At 50.0% G+C, this 18,904-nt stretch carries 13 protein-coding genes; 3 read left to right on the top strand and 10 right to left on the bottom strand.

Going from position 1 to position 18,904, the window contains the following annotated elements; all coding sequences use genetic code 11:
- The first annotated feature begins 213 nt into the window (after nucleotides 1–213).
- On the top strand, nucleotides 214–1,854 hold the full coding sequence (locus ACI955_RS03605; RefSeq protein ID WP_415242365.1) for an AMP-binding protein: 1,641 nt from the start codon (nucleotides 214–216) through the stop codon (nucleotides 1,852–1,854).
- Between the two features lie 318 nt (nucleotides 1,855–2,172).
- Here the strand turns inward: ACI955_RS03605 and ACI955_RS03610 are convergent, their stop codons facing one another.
- From ACI955_RS03610 to ACI955_RS03640, 7 genes are all read right to left on the bottom strand, one after another.
- Nucleotides 2,173–3,507 carry a spinster family MFS transporter gene (locus ACI955_RS03610; RefSeq protein WP_415242366.1) on the bottom strand — a complete coding sequence of 445 codons (1,335 nt, stop codon included), beginning with the start codon at nucleotides 3,505–3,507 and terminating at the stop codon, nucleotides 2,173–2,175.
- Between the two features lie 324 nt (nucleotides 3,508–3,831).
- On the bottom strand, nucleotides 3,832–4,869 hold the full coding sequence (locus tag ACI955_RS03615) for a glutathione S-transferase family protein (protein WP_415242367.1): 1,038 nt from the start codon (nucleotides 4,867–4,869) through the stop codon (nucleotides 3,832–3,834).
- Nucleotides 4,870–4,911: 42 nt separating this feature from the next.
- A complete protein-coding gene (locus tag ACI955_RS03620) occupies nucleotides 4,912–5,877 on the bottom strand; it encodes an alpha/beta hydrolase (protein WP_415242368.1) in 966 nt (321 codons plus the stop codon).
- A gap of 81 nt (nucleotides 5,878–5,958) precedes the next feature.
- A complete protein-coding gene (locus ACI955_RS03625) occupies nucleotides 5,959–7,413 on the bottom strand; it encodes a flavin-containing monooxygenase (RefSeq protein WP_415242369.1) in 1,455 nt (484 codons plus the stop codon).
- 11 nt (nucleotides 7,414–7,424) lie between these two features.
- Complete coding sequence (locus tag ACI955_RS03630) at nucleotides 7,425–9,464, bottom strand: DUF3604 domain-containing protein (RefSeq protein WP_415242370.1); 2,040 nt, start codon at nucleotides 9,462–9,464, stop codon at nucleotides 7,425–7,427.
- A gap of 35 nt (nucleotides 9,465–9,499) precedes the next feature.
- Complete coding sequence (locus ACI955_RS03635; RefSeq protein WP_415242371.1) at nucleotides 9,500–11,533, bottom strand: DUF3604 domain-containing protein; 2,034 nt, start codon at nucleotides 11,531–11,533, stop codon at nucleotides 9,500–9,502.
- A 24-nt stretch (nucleotides 11,534–11,557) separates the two neighbouring features.
- Nucleotides 11,558–13,849, bottom strand: a complete 2,292-nt coding sequence (locus ACI955_RS03640) for a TonB-dependent receptor (RefSeq protein ID WP_415242372.1) — start codon at nucleotides 13,847–13,849, stop codon at nucleotides 11,558–11,560.
- A 426-nt stretch (nucleotides 13,850–14,275) separates the two neighbouring features.
- On the opposite strand from ACI955_RS03640, the gene ACI955_RS03645 reads away from it, so the two are divergent.
- Together ACI955_RS03645 and ACI955_RS03650 are read left to right on the top strand one after the other, a co-directional pair.
- Nucleotides 14,276–15,235, top strand: coding sequence for a peptidyl-prolyl cis-trans isomerase (locus ACI955_RS03645; RefSeq protein ID WP_415242373.1), 960 nt, complete (start codon nucleotides 14,276–14,278; stop codon nucleotides 15,233–15,235).
- Nucleotides 15,232–16,254, top strand: coding sequence for a HupE/UreJ family protein (locus ACI955_RS03650; protein ID WP_415242374.1), 1,023 nt, complete (start codon nucleotides 15,232–15,234; stop codon nucleotides 16,252–16,254). Before ACI955_RS03645 ends, ACI955_RS03650 begins: the two co-directional genes overlap by 4 nt.
- 561 nt (nucleotides 16,255–16,815) lie before the next feature.
- Here the strand turns inward: ACI955_RS03650 and ACI955_RS03655 are convergent.
- From ACI955_RS03655 to ACI955_RS03665, 3 genes are all read right to left on the bottom strand, one after another.
- Nucleotides 16,816–17,484: a TraI domain-containing protein gene (locus ACI955_RS03655; RefSeq protein WP_415242375.1), complete on the bottom strand. Its 669-nt coding sequence runs from the start codon at nucleotides 17,482–17,484 to the stop codon at nucleotides 16,816–16,818.
- Between the two features lie 106 nt (nucleotides 17,485–17,590).
- Complete coding sequence (locus tag ACI955_RS03660; RefSeq protein ID WP_415242376.1) at nucleotides 17,591–18,391, bottom strand: tyrosine-type recombinase/integrase; 801 nt, start codon at nucleotides 18,389–18,391, stop codon at nucleotides 17,591–17,593.
- A gap of 46 nt (nucleotides 18,392–18,437) precedes the next feature.
- Nucleotides 18,438–18,752, bottom strand: a complete 315-nt coding sequence (locus ACI955_RS03665) for an Arm DNA-binding domain-containing protein (protein WP_415242385.1) — start codon at nucleotides 18,750–18,752, stop codon at nucleotides 18,438–18,440.
- Nucleotides 18,753–18,904 lie beyond the last annotated feature (152 nt).

The raw sequence follows: 18,904 nt of genomic DNA on the forward strand, positions 1-18,904 counted from the left end.
TAACGAAAAGATTACCTTGGGCTAAGCAAAATATAGGAATCATATTCGGCCAGCTAATCTAATATAGGGCTGATATTAGTAACGAGCCAAGCAATGGTTTGGCTGAATATGATTCCCTAAAATGCCCGTTATTGAATTACCTTGCTATGCTAGCTATAAAGTAAATAATTTTAATAATTCCATAAATTAGACAAACCGAAAGAGCGCCATACTATGAGTTTTTCCGTCGACCCTCGCTTCGATTTCGCCCGCCAGCAAATTAACGCAATCAATGATGAAAATTACACATCGGTGCTGGATCTGTTCGAGAGGGCTTGTACTGAATTCTCCGACAGGATCGCCTTTACCTGCTTGGGGCAAGACGTCACTTTTCGTGAGATAGATGAGAAGTCAGCTAAGTTTGCGGCTTATCTGCGCGGTGATGGGGGTTTAGAGCATGGCGACCGGGTAGCCATTCAACTGCCTAACCTGATTCAGTACCCCGTCGCTGCATGGGGCATTCTGCGCGCGGGCTTGGTGCTGGTGAATACCAATCCGCTTTATACCGAAAGAGAGTTGCGCCACCAGTTTCAAGACAGTGGCGCCAAAGCAGTGGTGATGCTCAGTGATTTTATTGCAGCGGCAAAAAAGGTTATTCCAGACACCGACATCAAGTTACTCATCACTACCCACGCGTTCGACATGATAAACACGCAGCAAAACGCAGCATCCGTAACAGCCAATAATCTCGACGACTCGGTGACATCACTCAGCTTAGCAACCGCCATCGATCTAGGCGCAGGTAAAGCATTACCCCAGGTTCGCCCCACACTGAATGATTTAGCGGTACTGCAATATACCGGCGGTACAACGGGTGTTGCCAAGGGCGCCATGCTCACTCATGGCAATATTATTGCCTGCGTTGCGCAGTCTAAAAAGCACCTTGAGAAAGATGGCGATGAACCTTTCACTGGCCTGCTGATTGCGCCACTGCCGATGTACCATATCTTCGGCTTTAGCGTGTATCTATGCGGTAATTTTGCCTCTGGCGGCCGCTCGGTCATTATCCCCAATCCGCGTGATCTTGATGGTTTACTGGATACCATGAAGTCTGTGCCATTCAATGGCTTTGCCGCCGTGAACACCATGCTGGTTGGCCTAATGGCCAATGAAAAGTTTGATGATGTCGACTGGTCACACCTAAAGTGGACCATTGCCGGTGGCGCGGCGCTGGTGCCTGACGTTGCCCAACAATGGGAAAGCAGAACAGACTCCAAACTGGTTGAGGGTTACGGCCTCTCTGAAACCACGGCCAACCTAACCCTGAACACACCCTCCACCCGCCGCATTGGCAGTGCGGGTAAAGCCGTGGGTTTTCAGGAAGTAAAACTCATGGACGCCTCTGGCAATGAGGTGGCCCAAGGTGAGGAAGGTGAAATTTGGGTACGCGGCTCTCAAGTCATGATGGGCTACTGGGGACGTCCGGAAGCGACTAATGAGGCGATCGACACCGAAGGCTTCTTTAAAACCGGCGATGTTGCCGTGGAACTTGATGACGGTTTCTATAAAATCGTCGATCGTATTAAAGATATGATTTTGGTGTCCGGTTTTAATGTCTACCCCAATGAAATTGAGAACGTCTTGTGCAGTCATCCCGATGTACTGGAATGCGCGGTAGTAGGTGTTAAGGATGAGCGTTCAGGCGAAGCCGTAAAAGCCTTTGTGGTATACAGAAATACTGGCTTAACGGAATCCGCGCTTAGAGAATTTTGTCGTCAAGATCTCACCGCCTACAAAGTGCCTAAGTTTATCGAGTTTCGCGATGAGTTGCCTAAATCAAATGTCGGTAAAATTTTACGGCGTGAATTGCGCTAAGCCTGACAAATCCACGAAAGGAAAATACAGGGCTTTATCAGCCCGCCCTGCATTCGGAGCGCTTTGCCTTATTTTCACTATTGTAGAGTGCGGCCCTATTTTTATATTTTTGCGGCGTAATTAACCAGCACCGAATACTGCAGACGTCAGCGTAGCTGATAATCGCCAGTACAAGATAATTATTTTTACGTTTCATAAATTCACTAATTATTTTTAGCGCGTCTCAATTAGCTGAATAGCATTGCTGCTGAGCATGTCTTCACGCGCACCCGCATGATAATACTGACCATTGATCAGCGTTACTAAACTAATTTGTGCTCACAGCTGCTTAGCTATGGCCCGACCGCAAAGCCAAAAGTGCACAGAGCCCCAGAAAGCAAAGAGCCCAAAACAGGCCAGCGCAACACCCAACGAGCGTTCACCATAGACGGTGCTGAGCATATCGCTGAGCACACCTACCAGCAGCGGGCCCAAGCCGAGACCAATGAGATTGAGGCACAGCATCATGATCGCAGAGGAAACAGCACGCATGTGCACCGGCGACAGGGTTTGCACCATGGCCAGCGACGGCCCCATAAAACTGTTCGCGAAAAAGCCCGGAATGATGAATAGCAGTATTGCAATGGTCAGGTTGTCAGCGAAAAGTCCCAAGATGAATAGTGGTATGGAAACGAACGGAACGAGGGCAAGCATCCACAGGCCGTATTGAAAACCACGGGTGGAAAGTCGATCAAAAAATTTGCCCACGGCCAGCGCACCGATAGCACCTGAAATGCCAAACACGCCAGCAATCATCATACCGGCTTGGGATAGACTGAGCTCATGGGTTCTTATGAAGAACGTTGGTAACCACTGGGTAAGACCATAGGACATCAGCCCAGCCACGACCCCCCCAGCCATTAGGTGGCGCATAGCGGGGTTGGCCCACAGGTGTGCGGCTGTGGTGAGGATGGGCGGTGGCGGTGGCGGCGTTTCTGCTTCGAAACTCCCCCTAGCAGGTTCTTGCAGAAATCTGGCCATAAAAAATGCCAACAACAAACCAGGAACGCCTACCGATACCAAGGCAATGCGCCAACCATAGGCCTCGGCAATAAAACCACCGCCAACAAAACCAAGAATCATGCCGAAACTACCGCCCAGCATTAAGGTGGCCATAGCGAAAGCACGGCGCTTCGGCGGGAAATAATCAGCAACAATAGAATGGCTGGCAGGGTTTACGCCTGCTTCACCCACTCCGACACCGATCCGCATTAAAAGAAGACTGATGAAGCCGGCGGCCAGGCCGCTCAAGGCTGTCATCAAAGAGAAAATAACGAGGCTGATAATAATGATGCGCTTCCGACTGTGTGTGTCAGACAAGCGCGCAATTGGCAGCCCCATGATGGCGTAAAACAGGGCGAAGGAAAGCCCTCCCAGCAAACCCAATTGGCTATCGCTTAAACCAAATTCTGCTTTTATATCCGGAAAAAGAATTGATAGAATCATCCGGTCGCACATCGACAGGGTGTAAGCCAGAACGAGTAAAGTCAGCGCTGTGCGGTGACCCGCCAAGGGTTGGCCAGTAGTCAATATACCAGCGCCGGATGCCCCTGCACTGCCTGTCTGATTATTCATGGTCCATCCTATTTTTTGATTCCAATCAGCCTCATTCATCGTTCAATGTCCGGCTGAGTCATTCCAATCTTTTCGCTTATCAAACAAGCCTCACGAAGTTTGTCTATGCTAGAAGCAGCCTCGTGAACGATTATTTATCTAGGCTTCCCTACTTTTAAACTTGGACAGATCAATGCAGACAAGTATAGGGTTGAGCCAAATTATTACAGAATCATATTCGGCCATATTAGCCATGGGTATTTTCCCATGTAGACTTTTTTCGTAACTAGGTTGAGCCTGGTTGCTTAGCTCTGGTTACTTAGCCCCACTCTGTCAACCGACACGGCTTAGTCGAAGTTGATTAAGCAAAGCCGCGTTGTGAATTCAGAGTGACAACATAGTCTCAACACCAGTACCCTCAAGTAGGAAGTCGATTCTTGCGCGATCTTTGTCGCTCACACTCCGGTAGAGCTCGTTAGTCCAGCGCAAGCACTTCGCTTGATAAGGAAAAGACTGTTGAGTCCAGACTACGCCATCGATCTCGCACTCCCAGGTTTTTTCTCCTGCCTGCACGGCGCGGGCGTTGGCCAATTGCGCTGGGGCGTACATGCGACCGATTTCTTTTAACAGCTCGCGCAATGTATCGACCTGATCCTCCAGCCGGATCCAATCCTGCTCTGTGGGCTCCAGGCCACTCTGATCGCGCATGAGATCGACCCAAGCAACTGTGCGTGGCGAAACCTCATGAGCAATCGCCCTTGGCGTGGGATCGAAACCAATCAATTGGCTTAACTGACCGAACAGCCCAAAGTCACCAGCGCCAGGACGCTTACCCAGCATAAAATTTTGATTGGCCAAATGGCTTTCCATGGCGGCAAGAAAGCGCCGGTAGCTGGCGTCGATCACCGGTGCGGTAATGTCATTAGAACCCACAACGTAAAGGCGACTGACCTGGCGATCTACAACCCACTTTTTGAACTCTTGGTGAGACTCTTCTGGCATACTAACGCTCATACTAAGCGGCAATAGTATGCCCGCATTGTCCGCGTCCTGCGCTGCGTGCCAACGATAATGAAACATGTACTTGGTACACCATTCATCGGCGAAGTCTTCAATCAAATAATCGAGAAAGGCCACGGCAGGGTCAGTGGGCAGTACCGATCGACCACTGTAGCTAGCCTCTAAACGGCGGATAATCGGCGTTGAATCACATACGGCTATTGTGGCTCCGCTTTCTTCGAAAAAAAACGTCGGTTCAAAGATTGGCTTGGGCTTCGCCACGCCCAGCGATTCACAAACCTCCGAGGGCATTCCCCACCGCACGGCATAAGGCAAGCGCCGGTAGCGCAGCAGGGCCACCATCTTTTGTGTGTAAGGGGACCCGGTGCCGCCTATCAACTGAATCGGCTTTTGAGTAACCATGAGATTAATCCTCTATTTCCAACGGCGCGTCGGCCAATGTTGTCAGTGAATCGCCCGGATTAGCTCTGGCCGCTCGAGACTAACAAAATGGTTTGTGCCTTCCGTTTGAAGAATACTAAGGCCGCTATTGCGCTGCTGGCCCTGCAAGGCGCTGGCCTTCATGCTTTTTAAATCTAAAGTGGTATCTCGTTCACCCAATACCACCGTCAAGAATTTATAATTTTCATACACATCAAATTGCGTCGAACGTTGCCATGCAAAAATCGATCGCACGTTAGCCACACAGGTCGCATAGCTGCGGGAAACACTGAAGACGGAAAGACAAAGATCTGTTTTCAGTGTGGTTGTAGGCCGCATCATTGGCAACTTGAGTAGTTTTTCTGCGCTAATATTGCGAGATAAGCCGAAATAAATCGGAATAAAATAACATTGAAGCTTATGAGGCAAAGGCTCAGAACCGTTACCTACGGTACGAGCCTGAGGAAGAACTGCGGCTTCGAGAAGTGCTCGGACTAACCGCGTTTTCGAATTCGTCAGCTCTGGGAACTGACGACCCGTTTCCAAGACCACAGCGCCGCCGCGGGAATGACCGTGTAGACAAATCTCGTGGCCGGAAGCCAGTCGCTCAAGAGCATTACCCATGTAGAATGCATCGTGTTCGATAGTGCCAAGCGTATAGGGATTTTTAGGCCAATCGAGTTCGGTAATATCGTCCATAGAAAACGGACAATGATAATTCGCATTATTAAGTAGAATCAGTTCAGCGTCGCTATCTTTGTAGACATCTTGAAAATAACGCATATCTTCCAAAAAACCAGGAAAACAAATAAGAGTACGAGTGCTGCCATTTTTCGCTGGGCGCCTTGCGATGAAAGTGCTACCCACTTTCATCAGTGCGCCGTCAAATTCACCCTTATGGATCTGTGGCAGATCGCGTCTGCACCAATATTCACGGTAGCCATGAAGCAATAGTAAAAGCAGCAAGACAATCCAAAGCAATATCGACATACTTATTCCAAAGCTGTAACAAAGTGTGTGGAGCGCGAGTGAGTAAGCGACATTTTTCTAATGCCGCAAACCATTGAGCCACTACCGCAATTCGATTTCGTTCTTATCCAATCTACCCAAGCGCATGCTGATAAAATCTTTGATGTAATTCTGGTACATTTTCCACGGAAAGCGATCACCTTGCTTGGGCATCTCGGATCTGCTGCGCACTACGTAACCTGCATCAAAATCAAGTAGGGGCGCTTCTTCTAGAGATCCATTGATGCGCGGTGTCGCCGAGTCTTTGCCGGTGCTTTTCATTTTATTGAGCAGCCGGCATACATAGGCGCTAACAAGATCGGCCTTCAGCGTCCATGACGAATTGGTATAACCGACGGTAAACGCCATGTTCGGCACATCCGAAAACATCATGCCGCGGTAAATAAAATGCTCTTTAAAATCGAGTATCTTGTCATCAATGCTGTAGGCGATACCGCCGGCAAACTTCAAATTGAGGCCGGTTGCCATCACCACGATATCGGCCTCTAGCTGTGCACCTGATTTCAAGGCAATGCCCTGTTCATTAAAATGGTCTATGTGATCGGTAACCACCTCGGCACGCCCCTCGCGAATGGCCGCAAATAAATCGCCATCGCGAGACGCGCACAGACGCTGATCCCAAGGGTTGTAGTGCGGTGTAAAATGGGTGCCGATGTCATAGTCTGGCCCCAGCTCTTTACGCAGCAGACCGAGCAAAAATTTACGCAGCATCTCGGGATTTTTGCGGGACAAGCGGTAAATATAGAGTTGAAATGCCACTTTTTTCCAACGCATTAATCGAAAAACCCAAGATTTCGGTAGCCATTTTTTTAGCTTTCTGGCGGTCGGATCTTCCGACGGAACATGCGCTATATAGGTTGGGCTGCGCTGCAACATGGTAATGCTGGCCGTGTCTTTGGCCATGGTGGGCACCAAGGTAATGGCTGTGGCACCACTGCCGATAACGACGACCCGTTTGCCGCGGTAGTCCAGCTCCTCTGGCCATTGTTGGGCATGAATTATTTGTCCGGAGAAGTCCTTAGTGCCATCGAATTCCGGTGTGTAACCCTCATCGTAATCGTAATAGCCCGAGCAATTAAATACAAACCGACAGCTAACGCTTACCCGCTCGCCGGTATCGCTACGCTCAGCGGTGACCAACCAGCGCTTGTCGGAAGAAGACCAATTGGCAGACACTACTTTGTGTAGGTAGCGGGTATGGGTTTCAACATCGAACTCGGCCGCGGCTTCGCGAATGTAGGCGCGGATTTTATCGCCATCGGCAATGGCTGAGTCATCTAGCCAAGGTTTAAAACCATAACTAAAGGTGTACATATCACTGTCGGAACGTATGCCAGGGTAGCGGAATAGGTCCCATGTGCCGCCACTGGCAGCACGAGATTCAAAAACTCGCAGGCTTCGCTCTGGGCAGAGGCGACGCAACTGGCAAGCAGCACCCACCCCCGACAGACCCGCGCCGATGATGAGAACATCGACGAAGTCGTTTGGCTCGTTCATGGTGTTATGTCCTATTTAATTTGTGAAAGCGCGGCAGTCTGGCTATACCAGATGGGCGATGACCAAGCGCGCTCTTGAATAGTTGACGGCAAGTCTGGTCGTGGTTTGTTGCCACTTCGAATGGCATCCCAAGTTGACCAGCGACACACTGGATTTTCCAGTGTCCGTACGTAATAGAAGGCGTCTTCCCCAGGCGTAAAATCAGGGTCGCGCCAAAGTGTTTTCAGTTCTGCCGCGCCGACCCCAGCGGTGGTTGAGCAATCGCTGAGATCAACGCGAGCGCCATTATCAGGACAGCGCTGGGTATTGGGGTCGATCTTTAGCCCGGCCGGGCAAGCAACGTCATATACCCGCTCGCGGTGCTCACCGTTTTCCAGCCAGCCTTTAATGATCTGTAAGCGCTGCAGTGGTTGTGTATTGGCATCGGCCACGGCCCATGCCAAAAATGTCGGCTGCTGCTCGCCCTTTGCCTGCAGATTGCCACCCATGGCCTCGGCGCTACGATAGGCATCACCAATAAGCGTGTGACTATCCAGTGACAAATCGCTCAGTTCATAGCCAGCAAAGAACCGCACCCGGATCCGGGGCCCACTGGTGGCAAAGGTTTCCTTACGACGCAGCGCCGCATATATCGATTCCCGCGTATTTTCCTCGGCCCACACGCCAGCCAGACCCGAAGCTGACCACTGCTCGTAGGATTGCATTGCCAAATAGGTTTCACCTTCGACCTCAGTCAGCATATTTGGAGCGGCCAGTTTCAGCGCAGTGCCATATAACCAGCTGGCGGGCACAGAGCCACGTTTTTCCGCTGTTGAATCAAAAATACCAACCTTGCCAAAGTGATTACTCTCGTCTATTGAAGCAGCGCCGATATGCGTATCAGTTGACCCCACCACCCCAAATTTATAGGGGTTACCGGCACCCTTTTCTTCCAGTGCCAAACCCCGTAACCAGGCATCGCGCACATAGCTACCAGGGGGCGCGCTGGGCAGTTTAGTGGCTGGCTGAGATGTTAGAATTTCAAAACTAGCCCACTCGTCGGTTTCCGAAAGTAATGGATGAGTGTCTGATGTACCTTTAATCTGGGTGATTTCCACCAAGGGTTCGTTGCGAATGCGCTGCTGAGCATAGTCAGCGTCTATGGGATTTCTAGCCCAGTCAATGAGTTCGAACATTGCGCCGTCGGAGCCGTTACTGTTGTGGGGAATAGCCAGACTCTCAATACCCTGCGCGCGCAAGCCGTCCATCCAGTCCCACAAGCCTTCCGGATTTATACTGTTCAACCGTGAAAAAGGCACTGCAGGAAGACGATCAGTACCACGAAAAATAACATTGCGGTGCAGGTTGGCTTGCACTGCAGTGGAGGTGGTAAATTCATAACCCGCAAAGGTGGTAAAGGTACCGGGCTCGTAGGCCGCATTGGCCGCCTTGACGGTTTCCTGCCAAGCATTACCGCTGATATTGTTTATTTCGGCATCTTTTATGCTGCCGTCACGCACCTGAATTATCACGTCACTGATAAAGTTAAAAAAGATTTTTGATCGCTTTGATAGGTCCAACAGACCGCCGCCGACCGAGGCATTAATATCGTGGTAGGGCTTTGCGACATCCTGCGTTGAAAACGCAGTACTGGTATCCGCCGCCTCGTTGATGAGGCCGAGAAAAACCGCGTGATCGGTAACCGCGTAAAAATCCAGCGGCTGCTTCAGTTGAAGCTCAAAGCCGCTCGGGTGGAGTATCATCTCACCCCGAGCATAGCGATAGGCGTCGGCAGGAGTCGCCGTGGTACCAAACGCAGAGGCATCAAAGGAATACGTGGTATGCACATGCAAGTCGCCGAAATAGGCATTGCGATCGGGATTTGCAGGGGGCCGCTCAGCGCTAGCCTGCGGGGCTGGTGGAAAATTCATTATTTTATCCACCGCAGGTATTACCGTATTGGTGGTGCGATAGTATTCCTGCGCCGCTGCCCGCTCTTCAGCGCTCGGTGAATCACCCGAGCAAGCCGCAAGCAGTACAGTAGCAGAGATCAGAGCAGTACGAAAAATCATCAGTGTGGTCTCAATTATTTTTTCGGTTTACGTTCTTATTTATTGGGGCTAAGCCAGATCGGACTCGTCCAAGCGCGCTCGCGGATAGTGGTCGGTACGCGCGGGTCCGGCGTTTGACCTAAGCGGATAGCGTCATAGCTCGACCAACGACAGGTCGGGTTCATTAGCACACGAGTATAATAAAAGGCACTCTGGCTCGGCTCGTAGTCGGGGTCATGCCAGACCGCGCTCAGTGTATTGGCCCCGGAGCCTTCGCTGAATTTACACGTTTCCAGATCGACGCTAGCACCGTTATCTGGGCAGCGACCGCTTAAAGGATCAACCGCCAGGCCATCGGCGCAGGCAATATCCACTACCTTCTCATGGGTTTGGCCATTATCATCGATCCATCCCTTGATCATTTGGATACGCTGTAACGGCGCGTCGAGGGGGTCTCTGTTTGCCGAGACAAAGAAACCAGGCGAGTCAGTTTGCGTTGCATTACTTGTTAGCACGCCGCCCATTGGTACACCCCTTTTCAGCAGCAGCGGAACCGGGTCTGAGCTGTCAAGAATCTGTTGGTCGATGTTCCAGCCCGCGTAGAAACGGATACCCATGCGCGGTCCCGAAGTAGCGTAGGTTTCCCGACGGGCAAGTGCGTCGAAAATTGCTTCACGGGTATTTTCCGGCGCCCAGACCGCAGCGAGACCACCCGAGGTATTAATTTTAAGCGTGGATTTGTAGGCTTTTTCGCCTTCGGGGGCGTCGTCTCTCAGGCGACGATACGCCGATGAGGTAACGGCACCGACAGCGCCGCGAAAATCCCACTCTTCGACATCACCGGGATTGGAATTATGGCTGTCGGTAGCCGCAATGAAACCCACTTGCAGGGGATTAAAGCCGAGTTCCTTCTCTAATTCCAAGCCGACTTTGAGCCCCTGACGGACAAAGCCCGTCTGGAAAGCGCAGCCGGTAGTTTCGCCGGGCAAGCACGGATCAAACACCTGCGCGAAGGCGCACTCTTCGTCGGTGGCACCCACGCCGAGGGCACATTCTTGCGCACCCTTGACCTGGAATATTTCTGCCAGCGGTTCGCGTCGCTGGCGCAAGCGCCAATCTGCTTCACCGTACTCTTTGCCATCCCAGGTGTAGCGGGAATAAGTCAGGCCCCACGCTTTGTTGGGGTTATGCGGCATTGTCAAAAAGTCACAGCCAACACCGCAGTCGGCTTCCAGTGCCTTCCAAAGTTCGATGGCGTTGGGTACATCTAGACTAGAAGTGGCCCGTTCTGGGACTACGCTAGAGCGAAATACTACATTGCGGTGATGCTTACCCTGATCAGGCATACCCGGTGAAAATTCATAGGCAACGAACGTGGTCAATGTGCCCGGTTCATAGTAGCGGTCAGCGAGTTCGATATAACGCGCCCAGTCGGTTTTGGCATTTTCATAGCATCGCTCGGGCGTACCATCGCCTAATTTGCAGGTAGGAAATGCACCGGAACTGAGCGGTGTCCGTGCCGTTTGTTGATAAACACCGGCCGGCTTTGAGGTGTCACCAAGCTCTGCAGTACCACGAGCGGCGCCAGCAAAGATCTGAAAAATTCTCGGATTAGGCAGATTAAAAAACCAGCAGAGGCCACGATCGATTAACGACAGTCCGGGATTACCGCAGTGAGTGCGGGTACCAAAGCCCTCAGCGTGATCGGTGATCGCGACAAAATCCAAGGGCCGAGCAAGCTGCATGAGCTCGCCACCGGCGTTGGTCAGCGGCTCACCTTTTGCAAAGCGGTAAGCATCTTCAATACCAAAGGTATTACCAAACAGCGTTGCATCGAAACTCTCGCTGGTATGGACATGTAGCTCACCCCAATACAAATTCATATTGGGGTTTGGCACTGGCTGTGTTTGCGCTGTCTGTGGCGCCGGTATATTTATTTTGCTGTCGTCCTGCAAAGCGGCATCACGAGGGGCCGTGGCTGGGCCAAAGCGATCGGCACCATCTTGCAATGGCCCGATAAACTTGACCCAGACAAAACCGGTAGCAACTAGCAGTAGTACCAGAAAAGTGAATACGATTTTCTTCAACATAAGAAGCGGCCTACTCAAAGGTGTTTAGTAACGAATACGGAAATCAAGGGACACAGCCTTGGGCTCGTTGTATACACCCATATAGCTACCGGGCTGGACGGGTACGTCTGCCGTGGAGATCAGTGTTTTTTCATCCGACAGGTTTTTGCCATCAAGCAGCAGTTGCCAGCTACCATTGCTTGCCTGTATGCCAAGGCGGGCATTGTACTTCACGTACTTGGGCTCGATTGACTCCGGATCATTGTCGCCAGCGGTAAATTGGCTGCTCTGATAAGTGGCGTCAGCACCTAGCATGAACTCAATTGGGAGGTCACCTAGGGGTAGGTTGTAATTAAAACCGAGGGTGCCAGTCCACTCGGGCGCTTTATCCAGCCGCTCACCGGATAAATCGCAGGGCGGGTTTTGTCCCACGGGGCACGATGCGTTAGTGAAACTGTCGTAGCGTGCATCGGTGTAGCCAGCGGAAAACTTGACGATGAGCCCGGCTGCGGCAAGTAGAGTAGTGTCAAGCTCGATACCTTGAGTTGTGGCGTTGGCAGCATTTTTCACGATAAAACTGTCACCGTTAAAGCTGGATACCTGCAAGCCCGTGAACTCTGTATAAAAGGTGGCAAAGTTGAGGCGGAGCATGCCATCGAGCAGCTGTCCCTTAATGCCAAGTTCGTAGGTGTCGGCTTGCTCTTCATCAAACTCAAACTCATCAGCAGTGTTGGCGGCGGCATTATAGCCACCACCCTTAAAGGCTTTGGCATAGGTGGTATAGACATTGACGTCATCACTAAGGGCATAGCTTACCGAAAGCTTCGGAGAGAAATCGCGCTCAATGCGCTTGGCGTCGGTCTCAAACTCTTCATGCCCTTGGACACTCGTGAAGAAGGTGGAGTTGCCCTCAAAACGCCTGGCCATGGAGGCTTCCTTTTCTTCATAAGAATAGCGAAGCCCAGCCATGAGCGTCATTCTGGAATCGAATATGCGCCAACGCATCTGACCGAATAAGGCTGCGGATGTGGTTTCCTGCACAAAGACCCCAATGGAGTGATCATCTATAGTACGGGAGAAAGTGGGGCTGTTACTGAAACCAGGCAAAACCAAATTAGGATTGCGCTGTGACGCCAAAACAATGGGCGCTAAGCTAGAGTTAAGTCCCAGATCAGAGTCATTTTCAAACTCGGTGCCAAACAGAAACAGCCCAGCGACATAGTCGAAAGCTCCGTCTGCAGGGGAGGTGATTCGAAATTCCTGGCTGTACTGCTCGTAGTCGTCATCACTGGCACTGGAGATGAAAGGGATTGGGCCGGCATCGGCATCAATAGTCGATGTATTAAACAGATCAGACCACCCGCTGATGGATGTCAGAATATAGTCGCCCCAATCGTAGTCGACTTTTATGGTGCCGATACGAATTTCATTGATCGACGGGCTGTCACTATTACCCCAATTCCGGTAGTCAGCCTCTGCTTCAAAATCCGGTTCATACTCCCGATTGATTCGAAGCGTCCCTTCGGTAGCTTTGAGCATTTCCAGTGAAGCGCCGAAAATGCTATAGCTAGATTCTTCGTAGTTGGCGACCACACTGAGGTTTTCGATGGCATCAAAGCCAATCTTCACTCGGTATAATTCGCTGTCTAAGCCCTGGGAGTCGCGATCGAGGGTGGCATTTTCGTAGTAACCTTCCTGACGCTCAGTCTTTGCGACCAATCGCAGACTTAAGGCATCATCAATGAGTGGGGCATTCACAATAGCGGTAGTGACTTTACGATTGCGATCGCCTACACCGTACGCCAAATCGAGCTCCCATTCCTGATGTGGGTTCTGGGTACTCATATTGACCGCACCCGCAATCGCGTTCTTGCCCATTAAGGTGCCCTGAGGCCCTCGTAAAATTTCAATGCCGCCTAAATCTACCAGCCCGCTGCGCATGTAATTGATTCGGCCGTAATAAACGCCATCGATGACGAAGGCAACCGCCTGCTCGAACCCGGAGTTATTACCTGACCCCAAGCCCCGCATTTTCACCGAGCCGCCGTTTCCACCCGCAGTTATACGGGTATTTGGGGCGTACAACGACACTTCATTGAGGTTCTTCAAACCTTTCTCGCGGACTTCATCACCGCTCATGACAGATACCGAAAGGGGGACATCCTGAAGATTTTCTGAACGTTTCTGCGCCGTTACCATAACTTCTTCTAGCGCATATCGTGTTTCTTTACCTGCGTTCGCGCTATCAGTATCCTGTGCAGCTACAGGCAGCGCTGCTATGGATAAATACGCAGTGGAAAAGGCAATTTTCGGTATTGAATGGCGAAATATTTTCATTATTTAGGTCCTCAACAACAACTTTATACAAGCGAAATCAGGCCTCGCCAATTTAAAAGGGAGTTCATAACACCCCTGATTGCGATGAAGTATAAGTTAACGCCAAACGACCAAGGGGATCATAATCGGTCATCTCTGCTTGGCCGATTATGATCCTTAGACAGTCGAAGTCGTAGTGTACATTGCCACTAAACGTGGATTTAAAGCTATACGCTGCCCTACCGTGCTTCTATATATGTAAGCGGCAATCAGCAACGGCCTTCAGCCATTGCAAGTATTCGGGGCACTCAGCATGAGTCAAGGCTCCGCGAGAAAATTTCTTATGGACAAAACGCCGGCAAGCTCTATAAGCGTTTCATTGCTTGATAAGATTCCTATTACAACGCAAACACGTATAAACCCAAATACCAAGAAGTGTGGTAATGAATGTCTAAATGCTTAGTGGCGCGCGCTCCCCTACTTAGGTTTTGCGTGCTGGGGCTAGTACTTTGGCTGGGCGACTATTACTTCGCTTGGCAGGATTCTTATCGTATTGCAGCGCCTAGCGAAACCGCACTGAACGCGAGCTATGCTGACTGGGCAAGTCGCTATGGCTCCTACCCTAACGATCAACAGCGCGCAGTGATCGCTAAGCGCGAGCTCACCGAGCGCGTGCTTTTCGCTGAAGCTTTACGCCATAAACTGCACTTGAGCGACTCAGTTGTGCGACAGCACTTGCTGATGAGTGCAAATTTTCTTGGCGTTGATGGTAGTGATTCAGAAAAAATCAGCACCGCTTTCAACCTTAATTTACACACAAATGACACGCTCATCCGTCAAGCCCTGGTGCAAAAAATGGAAACAATTGGCCGCGGGCTCGCCTACCCCATGATAAAAATTAACGAAGCTGAGTTAGAAACCCGCTATCGCGAATCCCCAGAGCGATGGAGACTCGAGCCGCGCATTGCAATTTCCCATCTTTATTTCAGCAAAGATCGCGCCGACACTGCGACCATTGGGGCACGCGTAGTTTCAGTCCAAAAGCAGTTAACCGAAGAATCAATTACTGATGAGCAAGCATTCGCCCTTGGCGACTACTTTATGCTCGGCAATAAGCAGCCTTTGATGAGTTTAGCCAAGCTGCAGAGTATTTTCGGCGAATCATTTGCGCAATCCCTCGCGACGACTCTAAGGTCTGGCCAGACTCAAGACGACTGGTTTGGTCCACTAAATTCAGCCTATGGTGCGCATCTCGTCAAAGTCATTAACTTAGAGGAAGCGTCCTACAGAAGTTTTAGCGACGTAAAAAATATACTCGAGAACGACTATATCCGCGATGCGGAAGATGAGGCGCTAAAAAAATACACAGCAGCACTAATAAATAAGTATGAGGTTGAAACCCAGTGACAGCCAACCGGAAACGTGTAAGCGGTTTTACCGCTACGCTAACACTCGCTATTTATTTTGTTTTATTTAGTGCAAGTTCCCTTGCCGATAAACTAGCACCGTCACTATTACAGATCGATGAAGTTCAAGCCGATCATTATCAAGTACTATGGCGGACCCCTATGGGTGCGAAAGTCTCACCAGAGCCTATACTTCCAGAGTCTTGCCAAAGTGACACCCCCAGTATAGCTCAGGAAAATACCAAGCTAGAGCGGCGCTGGTTTGCAACTTGTGACGGTGGACTTAATGGTAAAACCCTCGCAGTGAACGCACTAGCCGCGAGTCAAACTATTGCAATGCTGCGCTTTCAGCCTTTAACCGGAAACTTACAGCAAGTTGTGCTCACCCCCGAGGTTCCAAAGTATAGTGTGCCAAAAACGAATAACGATGAGTCAGTATTTATTCAGTATATTGGTTTGGGATTCGAGCACATTCTGGGAGGCACCGACCATTTATTCTTTGTTACTGCGCTATTATTACTTGCAGGCTCATGGCTAGGGGTAGTGAAAACCGTAAGCGCTTTCACTTTGGGGCACAGCGTAACCTTAGCCTTGGTAAGCTTTGAGTTAATAACGGTTTGGCCCCCACTCGTTGAACTGTCTATAGCAGCAACTATTTTGATTCTAGCGCTGGAATTAAGCCGACCTAGGCTTAGTGATAAGCAGCCCTACATTAAACGACACCCGTGGTTAGTCGCTAGTCTTTTTGGCCTAATACACGGCCTCGGCTTTGCCGGCGCATTGCAAGAAATAGGTATACCGGCTAGTGATGTGGTATCGGCGCTGCTCGCATTTAATGTGGGCATAGAACTTGGACAACTCGCATTTGTTGGCGTCGTTTCTATTACTTTTTATTTGGTGCGACAACAATCTGAACAAATATACAATTACACTGAATTAGCAACTATTACCGCCATAGGTGGCGTCTCAGTTTATTGGTGCTTGGATCGCGGTTCAGAGATTGTAAGTAACGTATTTTAAGCATCAGAGTGTCGAATTTCAGTTTAAATTTGACAAGATTTCTCATACAGCAATATCACAGCGAAACATCTATCGCGAAGAAGAAGTCACCGCCATTCACGCAAATCTTCCGGTGCGCAATGAATACTAAATAGCCCCTATCACTGTAGACACTCCGCATGGTAAAAATTAACCATCGGAGGAAGTATGAAGCAGCAGCTTCAGTATGACCTACCAAGACAAGCCCATCATTTTAGACGATCCTCAATAGGCTCAATCATAGACAACCACTCTTGATATATCTCATATTTAATAACATAAGCTACCCGCTTACCTTTCCGTATAACGACGTAGCTACTAACGAACCCGCTTTCTAAGTTACGCATAACCTGATTTAACTCTCGTTTAAATCGGCTTAACGGTATAGGCGTACTTTTCATAACGGCCCACCAGTTAAGAAATTAGCACTCTCGCGATCAAACGAACTGACGAGCTTGTAAATCGGATCGCGCTTTTTGGGATACCAATCACGAGGCTTGAAAAAGCCACGAATTAAATTGGCTGCGATCGGATCTGTCATTTCTAACGTCGCAAGAGGCGCAGCCAACATTTCCAGTGCAGCCATTTCACGGACTGATGTTCTGCCCTGCTCGAATGATTTCTCCCAAAGAACGTGACGGTTTTACCTATGTCATGCAGAACGACCAACACCGTCGCTAGATCACGCTGAAATACTCGCTCCTGAAACCATGTTGTCTCCTCAAGTTTTAAAAGCATGTCCGCAGTGTGATCTAGTAACCCGCCTTGATACACATGATGACAGCGCTTACTTGCGGGCACATTGAGAAACCCCAGTGCATTGCTAGCATCCAGAAACACATCAGCCATGAAACGTTTTAATGCGGGACTGGATATACCAAGCCAATGCCGAATGACGGTACGAAGCTGTGGTGTAAAGTTTGGCAGTACCCACTCTTTAGGCAACAGCGCCGTTGGTCGTATGCAACTATAGTGAGCCCTACAAATTTCATCGATGCGAATCAAAAATCGATCAGCCATCTCTTGTAGCTCACCGGTTATTAATACAATATCGCCATGATGTACATTACGTTGATGCGCCGCAAACTCATCATGGCGAATGAACGCCGTTGCTGTTCCTGATAAGTTTCCTAGCTCTAGACGCAAGCAAGCTCGACCCGCACGATCAAGTTTGTCGGTGCGGCGTATTACTCTGAATTGAATCCCCTTCAACCGGCGTGCCTCTTCTATTAAAGAACTTCTCTCAGCACGAGAGCATTCGCGGGACCGTACCCTGTCGTTATTAGCTACTTGCTGCCCTGTAGTCGTTAGGATCTCTTCATTGCGCCACCCCTACCATTCGTTGAAGCAGCAGCCGCTCAAAGGCTGACCCATCTTGTCGGGTTAGGTTTGGAACGTAGCGTGAGTAGACTTTAAACAGTATCTCGGTACTGGTATGGCCCATCTGCTTGGCAATCCACTCTGGCGCCTCACCAGAAGCTAGCCAGAGCGTTGCCGCGGTATGGCGGGTTTGATAAAAACGTCGGTCTTTCATTCCCAATAATTTTAGGGTTGGCTTCCAAATCCGTTTATTCACATTAAGCGGATCTATAGGCGTACCTATGCGCGTGCAGAACACGTATTCACTGAGATGACCAGACGCTTCATATTGCGTTTTTAAAGCCTGATAGACCGGTTCTGACATATGGACTTTGCGCTGTGAGCCGTCATTTTTGGCGTATGCACGACCTAAGTGACTGTAGGTTTCTCGCACCAAGATTTCACGGCGCTCAAAATCTATATAGCGCCACTGGAGACCATGGACTTCTCCTGTTCGCAGTCCGGTATAAAAGCGCACAATAAAGTACTGCCTATAATCCACACGGACGCTGGAGATGAATTTTTCCACTTCATCAAACGACAGTGGATCGATATGGACTTTCTGCGTCTTAAGTCGTTTTACGTTTTGCATAGGATTAGGGAATTCGTAACGATCCGCTCCCTCAGCAAGAATCGCTCCTAGTATCTGCATAATCTCATTGACGGTTTTTGCTGAAAGCGTTCGCTTCTTCATACTGCCACCGGTTTTAGCGATATCAGCCCGAAACGCTAACCAGTCTGCTTTCAGAATCTGGTGCATCTGCTTTTCAGCAAAACGCGGCAGCAGATAACCATTAACATGTACCTTATGTGGAGATCATGGTGTTCCTGCGCCAGACAGCGTCATTTTCCGTTAACCAAACTTCAGTGAACTCAGAAAATGTTGGAGTAGCACGCTCCATTACCGCTGGTGGAACTAGAGCCGCAGCTATATCACCGCGACCAACACCAGGTATTACACCGACTGAGGGAGTCGATGGGCGGCTTCCGAACTGGCTTGCCCTGCCGCTACCTGGAAAGAACGTACCGTAATCAAATGTCCCCGCCACGATTTCACGCTCAATACGCTCGAGGACTTTTTCCACCTTACGACGATTCGCGTTAGTGTCGTGGAGAGTGATCTACTCGCGACAGCGAGCACCGTTGACTCTAAAATCGAAAAATAAACATCCATTTTATTCACGAGCTCTGACCTTACCCATAGGACTTACCTCCCGAGGCTAAAGGAATGGCAATGCAGTCATCCTCCGGCAAACCTATGTCTCTTTCGATA

This window comes from Zhongshania sp. (assembly GCF_047636175.1).
Lineage (GTDB): Bacteria > Pseudomonadota > Gammaproteobacteria > Pseudomonadales > Spongiibacteraceae > Spongiibacter.

What these genes read in the sequence shown, in the direction of transcription:
- ACI955_RS03610 (WP_415242366.1), bottom strand. Translation starts at nt 3,507, where the DNA reads ATGAATGAGGCTGATTGGAATCAAAAAATAGGATGGACCATGAATAAT.
- ACI955_RS03620 (WP_415242368.1), bottom strand. Translation starts at nt 5,877, where the DNA reads ATGTCGATATTGCTTTGGATTGTCTTGCTGCTTTTACTATTGCTTCAT.
- ACI955_RS03605 (WP_415242365.1), top strand. Translation starts at nt 214, where the DNA reads ATGAGTTTTTCCGTCGACCCTCGCTTCGATTTCGCCCGCCAGCAAATT.
- ACI955_RS03625 (WP_415242369.1), bottom strand. Translation starts at nt 7,413, where the DNA reads ATGAACGAGCCAAACGACTTCGTCGATGTTCTCATCATCGGCGCGGGT.
- ACI955_RS03640 (WP_415242372.1), bottom strand. Translation starts at nt 13,849, where the DNA reads ATGAAAATATTTCGCCATTCAATACCGAAAATTGCCTTTTCCACTGCG.
- ACI955_RS03645 (WP_415242373.1), top strand. Translation starts at nt 14,276, where the DNA reads ATGTCTAAATGCTTAGTGGCGCGCGCTCCCCTACTTAGGTTTTGCGTG.
- ACI955_RS03615 (WP_415242367.1), bottom strand. Translation starts at nt 4,869, where the DNA reads ATGGTTACTCAAAAGCCGATTCAGTTGATAGGCGGCACCGGGTCCCCT.
- ACI955_RS03630 (WP_415242370.1), bottom strand. Translation starts at nt 9,464, where the DNA reads ATGATTTTTCGTACTGCTCTGATCTCTGCTACTGTACTGCTTGCGGCT.
- ACI955_RS03635 (WP_415242371.1), bottom strand. Translation starts at nt 11,533, where the DNA reads ATGTTGAAGAAAATCGTATTCACTTTTCTGGTACTACTGCTAGTTGCT.
- ACI955_RS03660 (WP_415242376.1), bottom strand. Translation starts at nt 18,391, where the DNA reads ATGCACCAGATTCTGAAAGCAGACTGGTTAGCGTTTCGGGCTGATATC.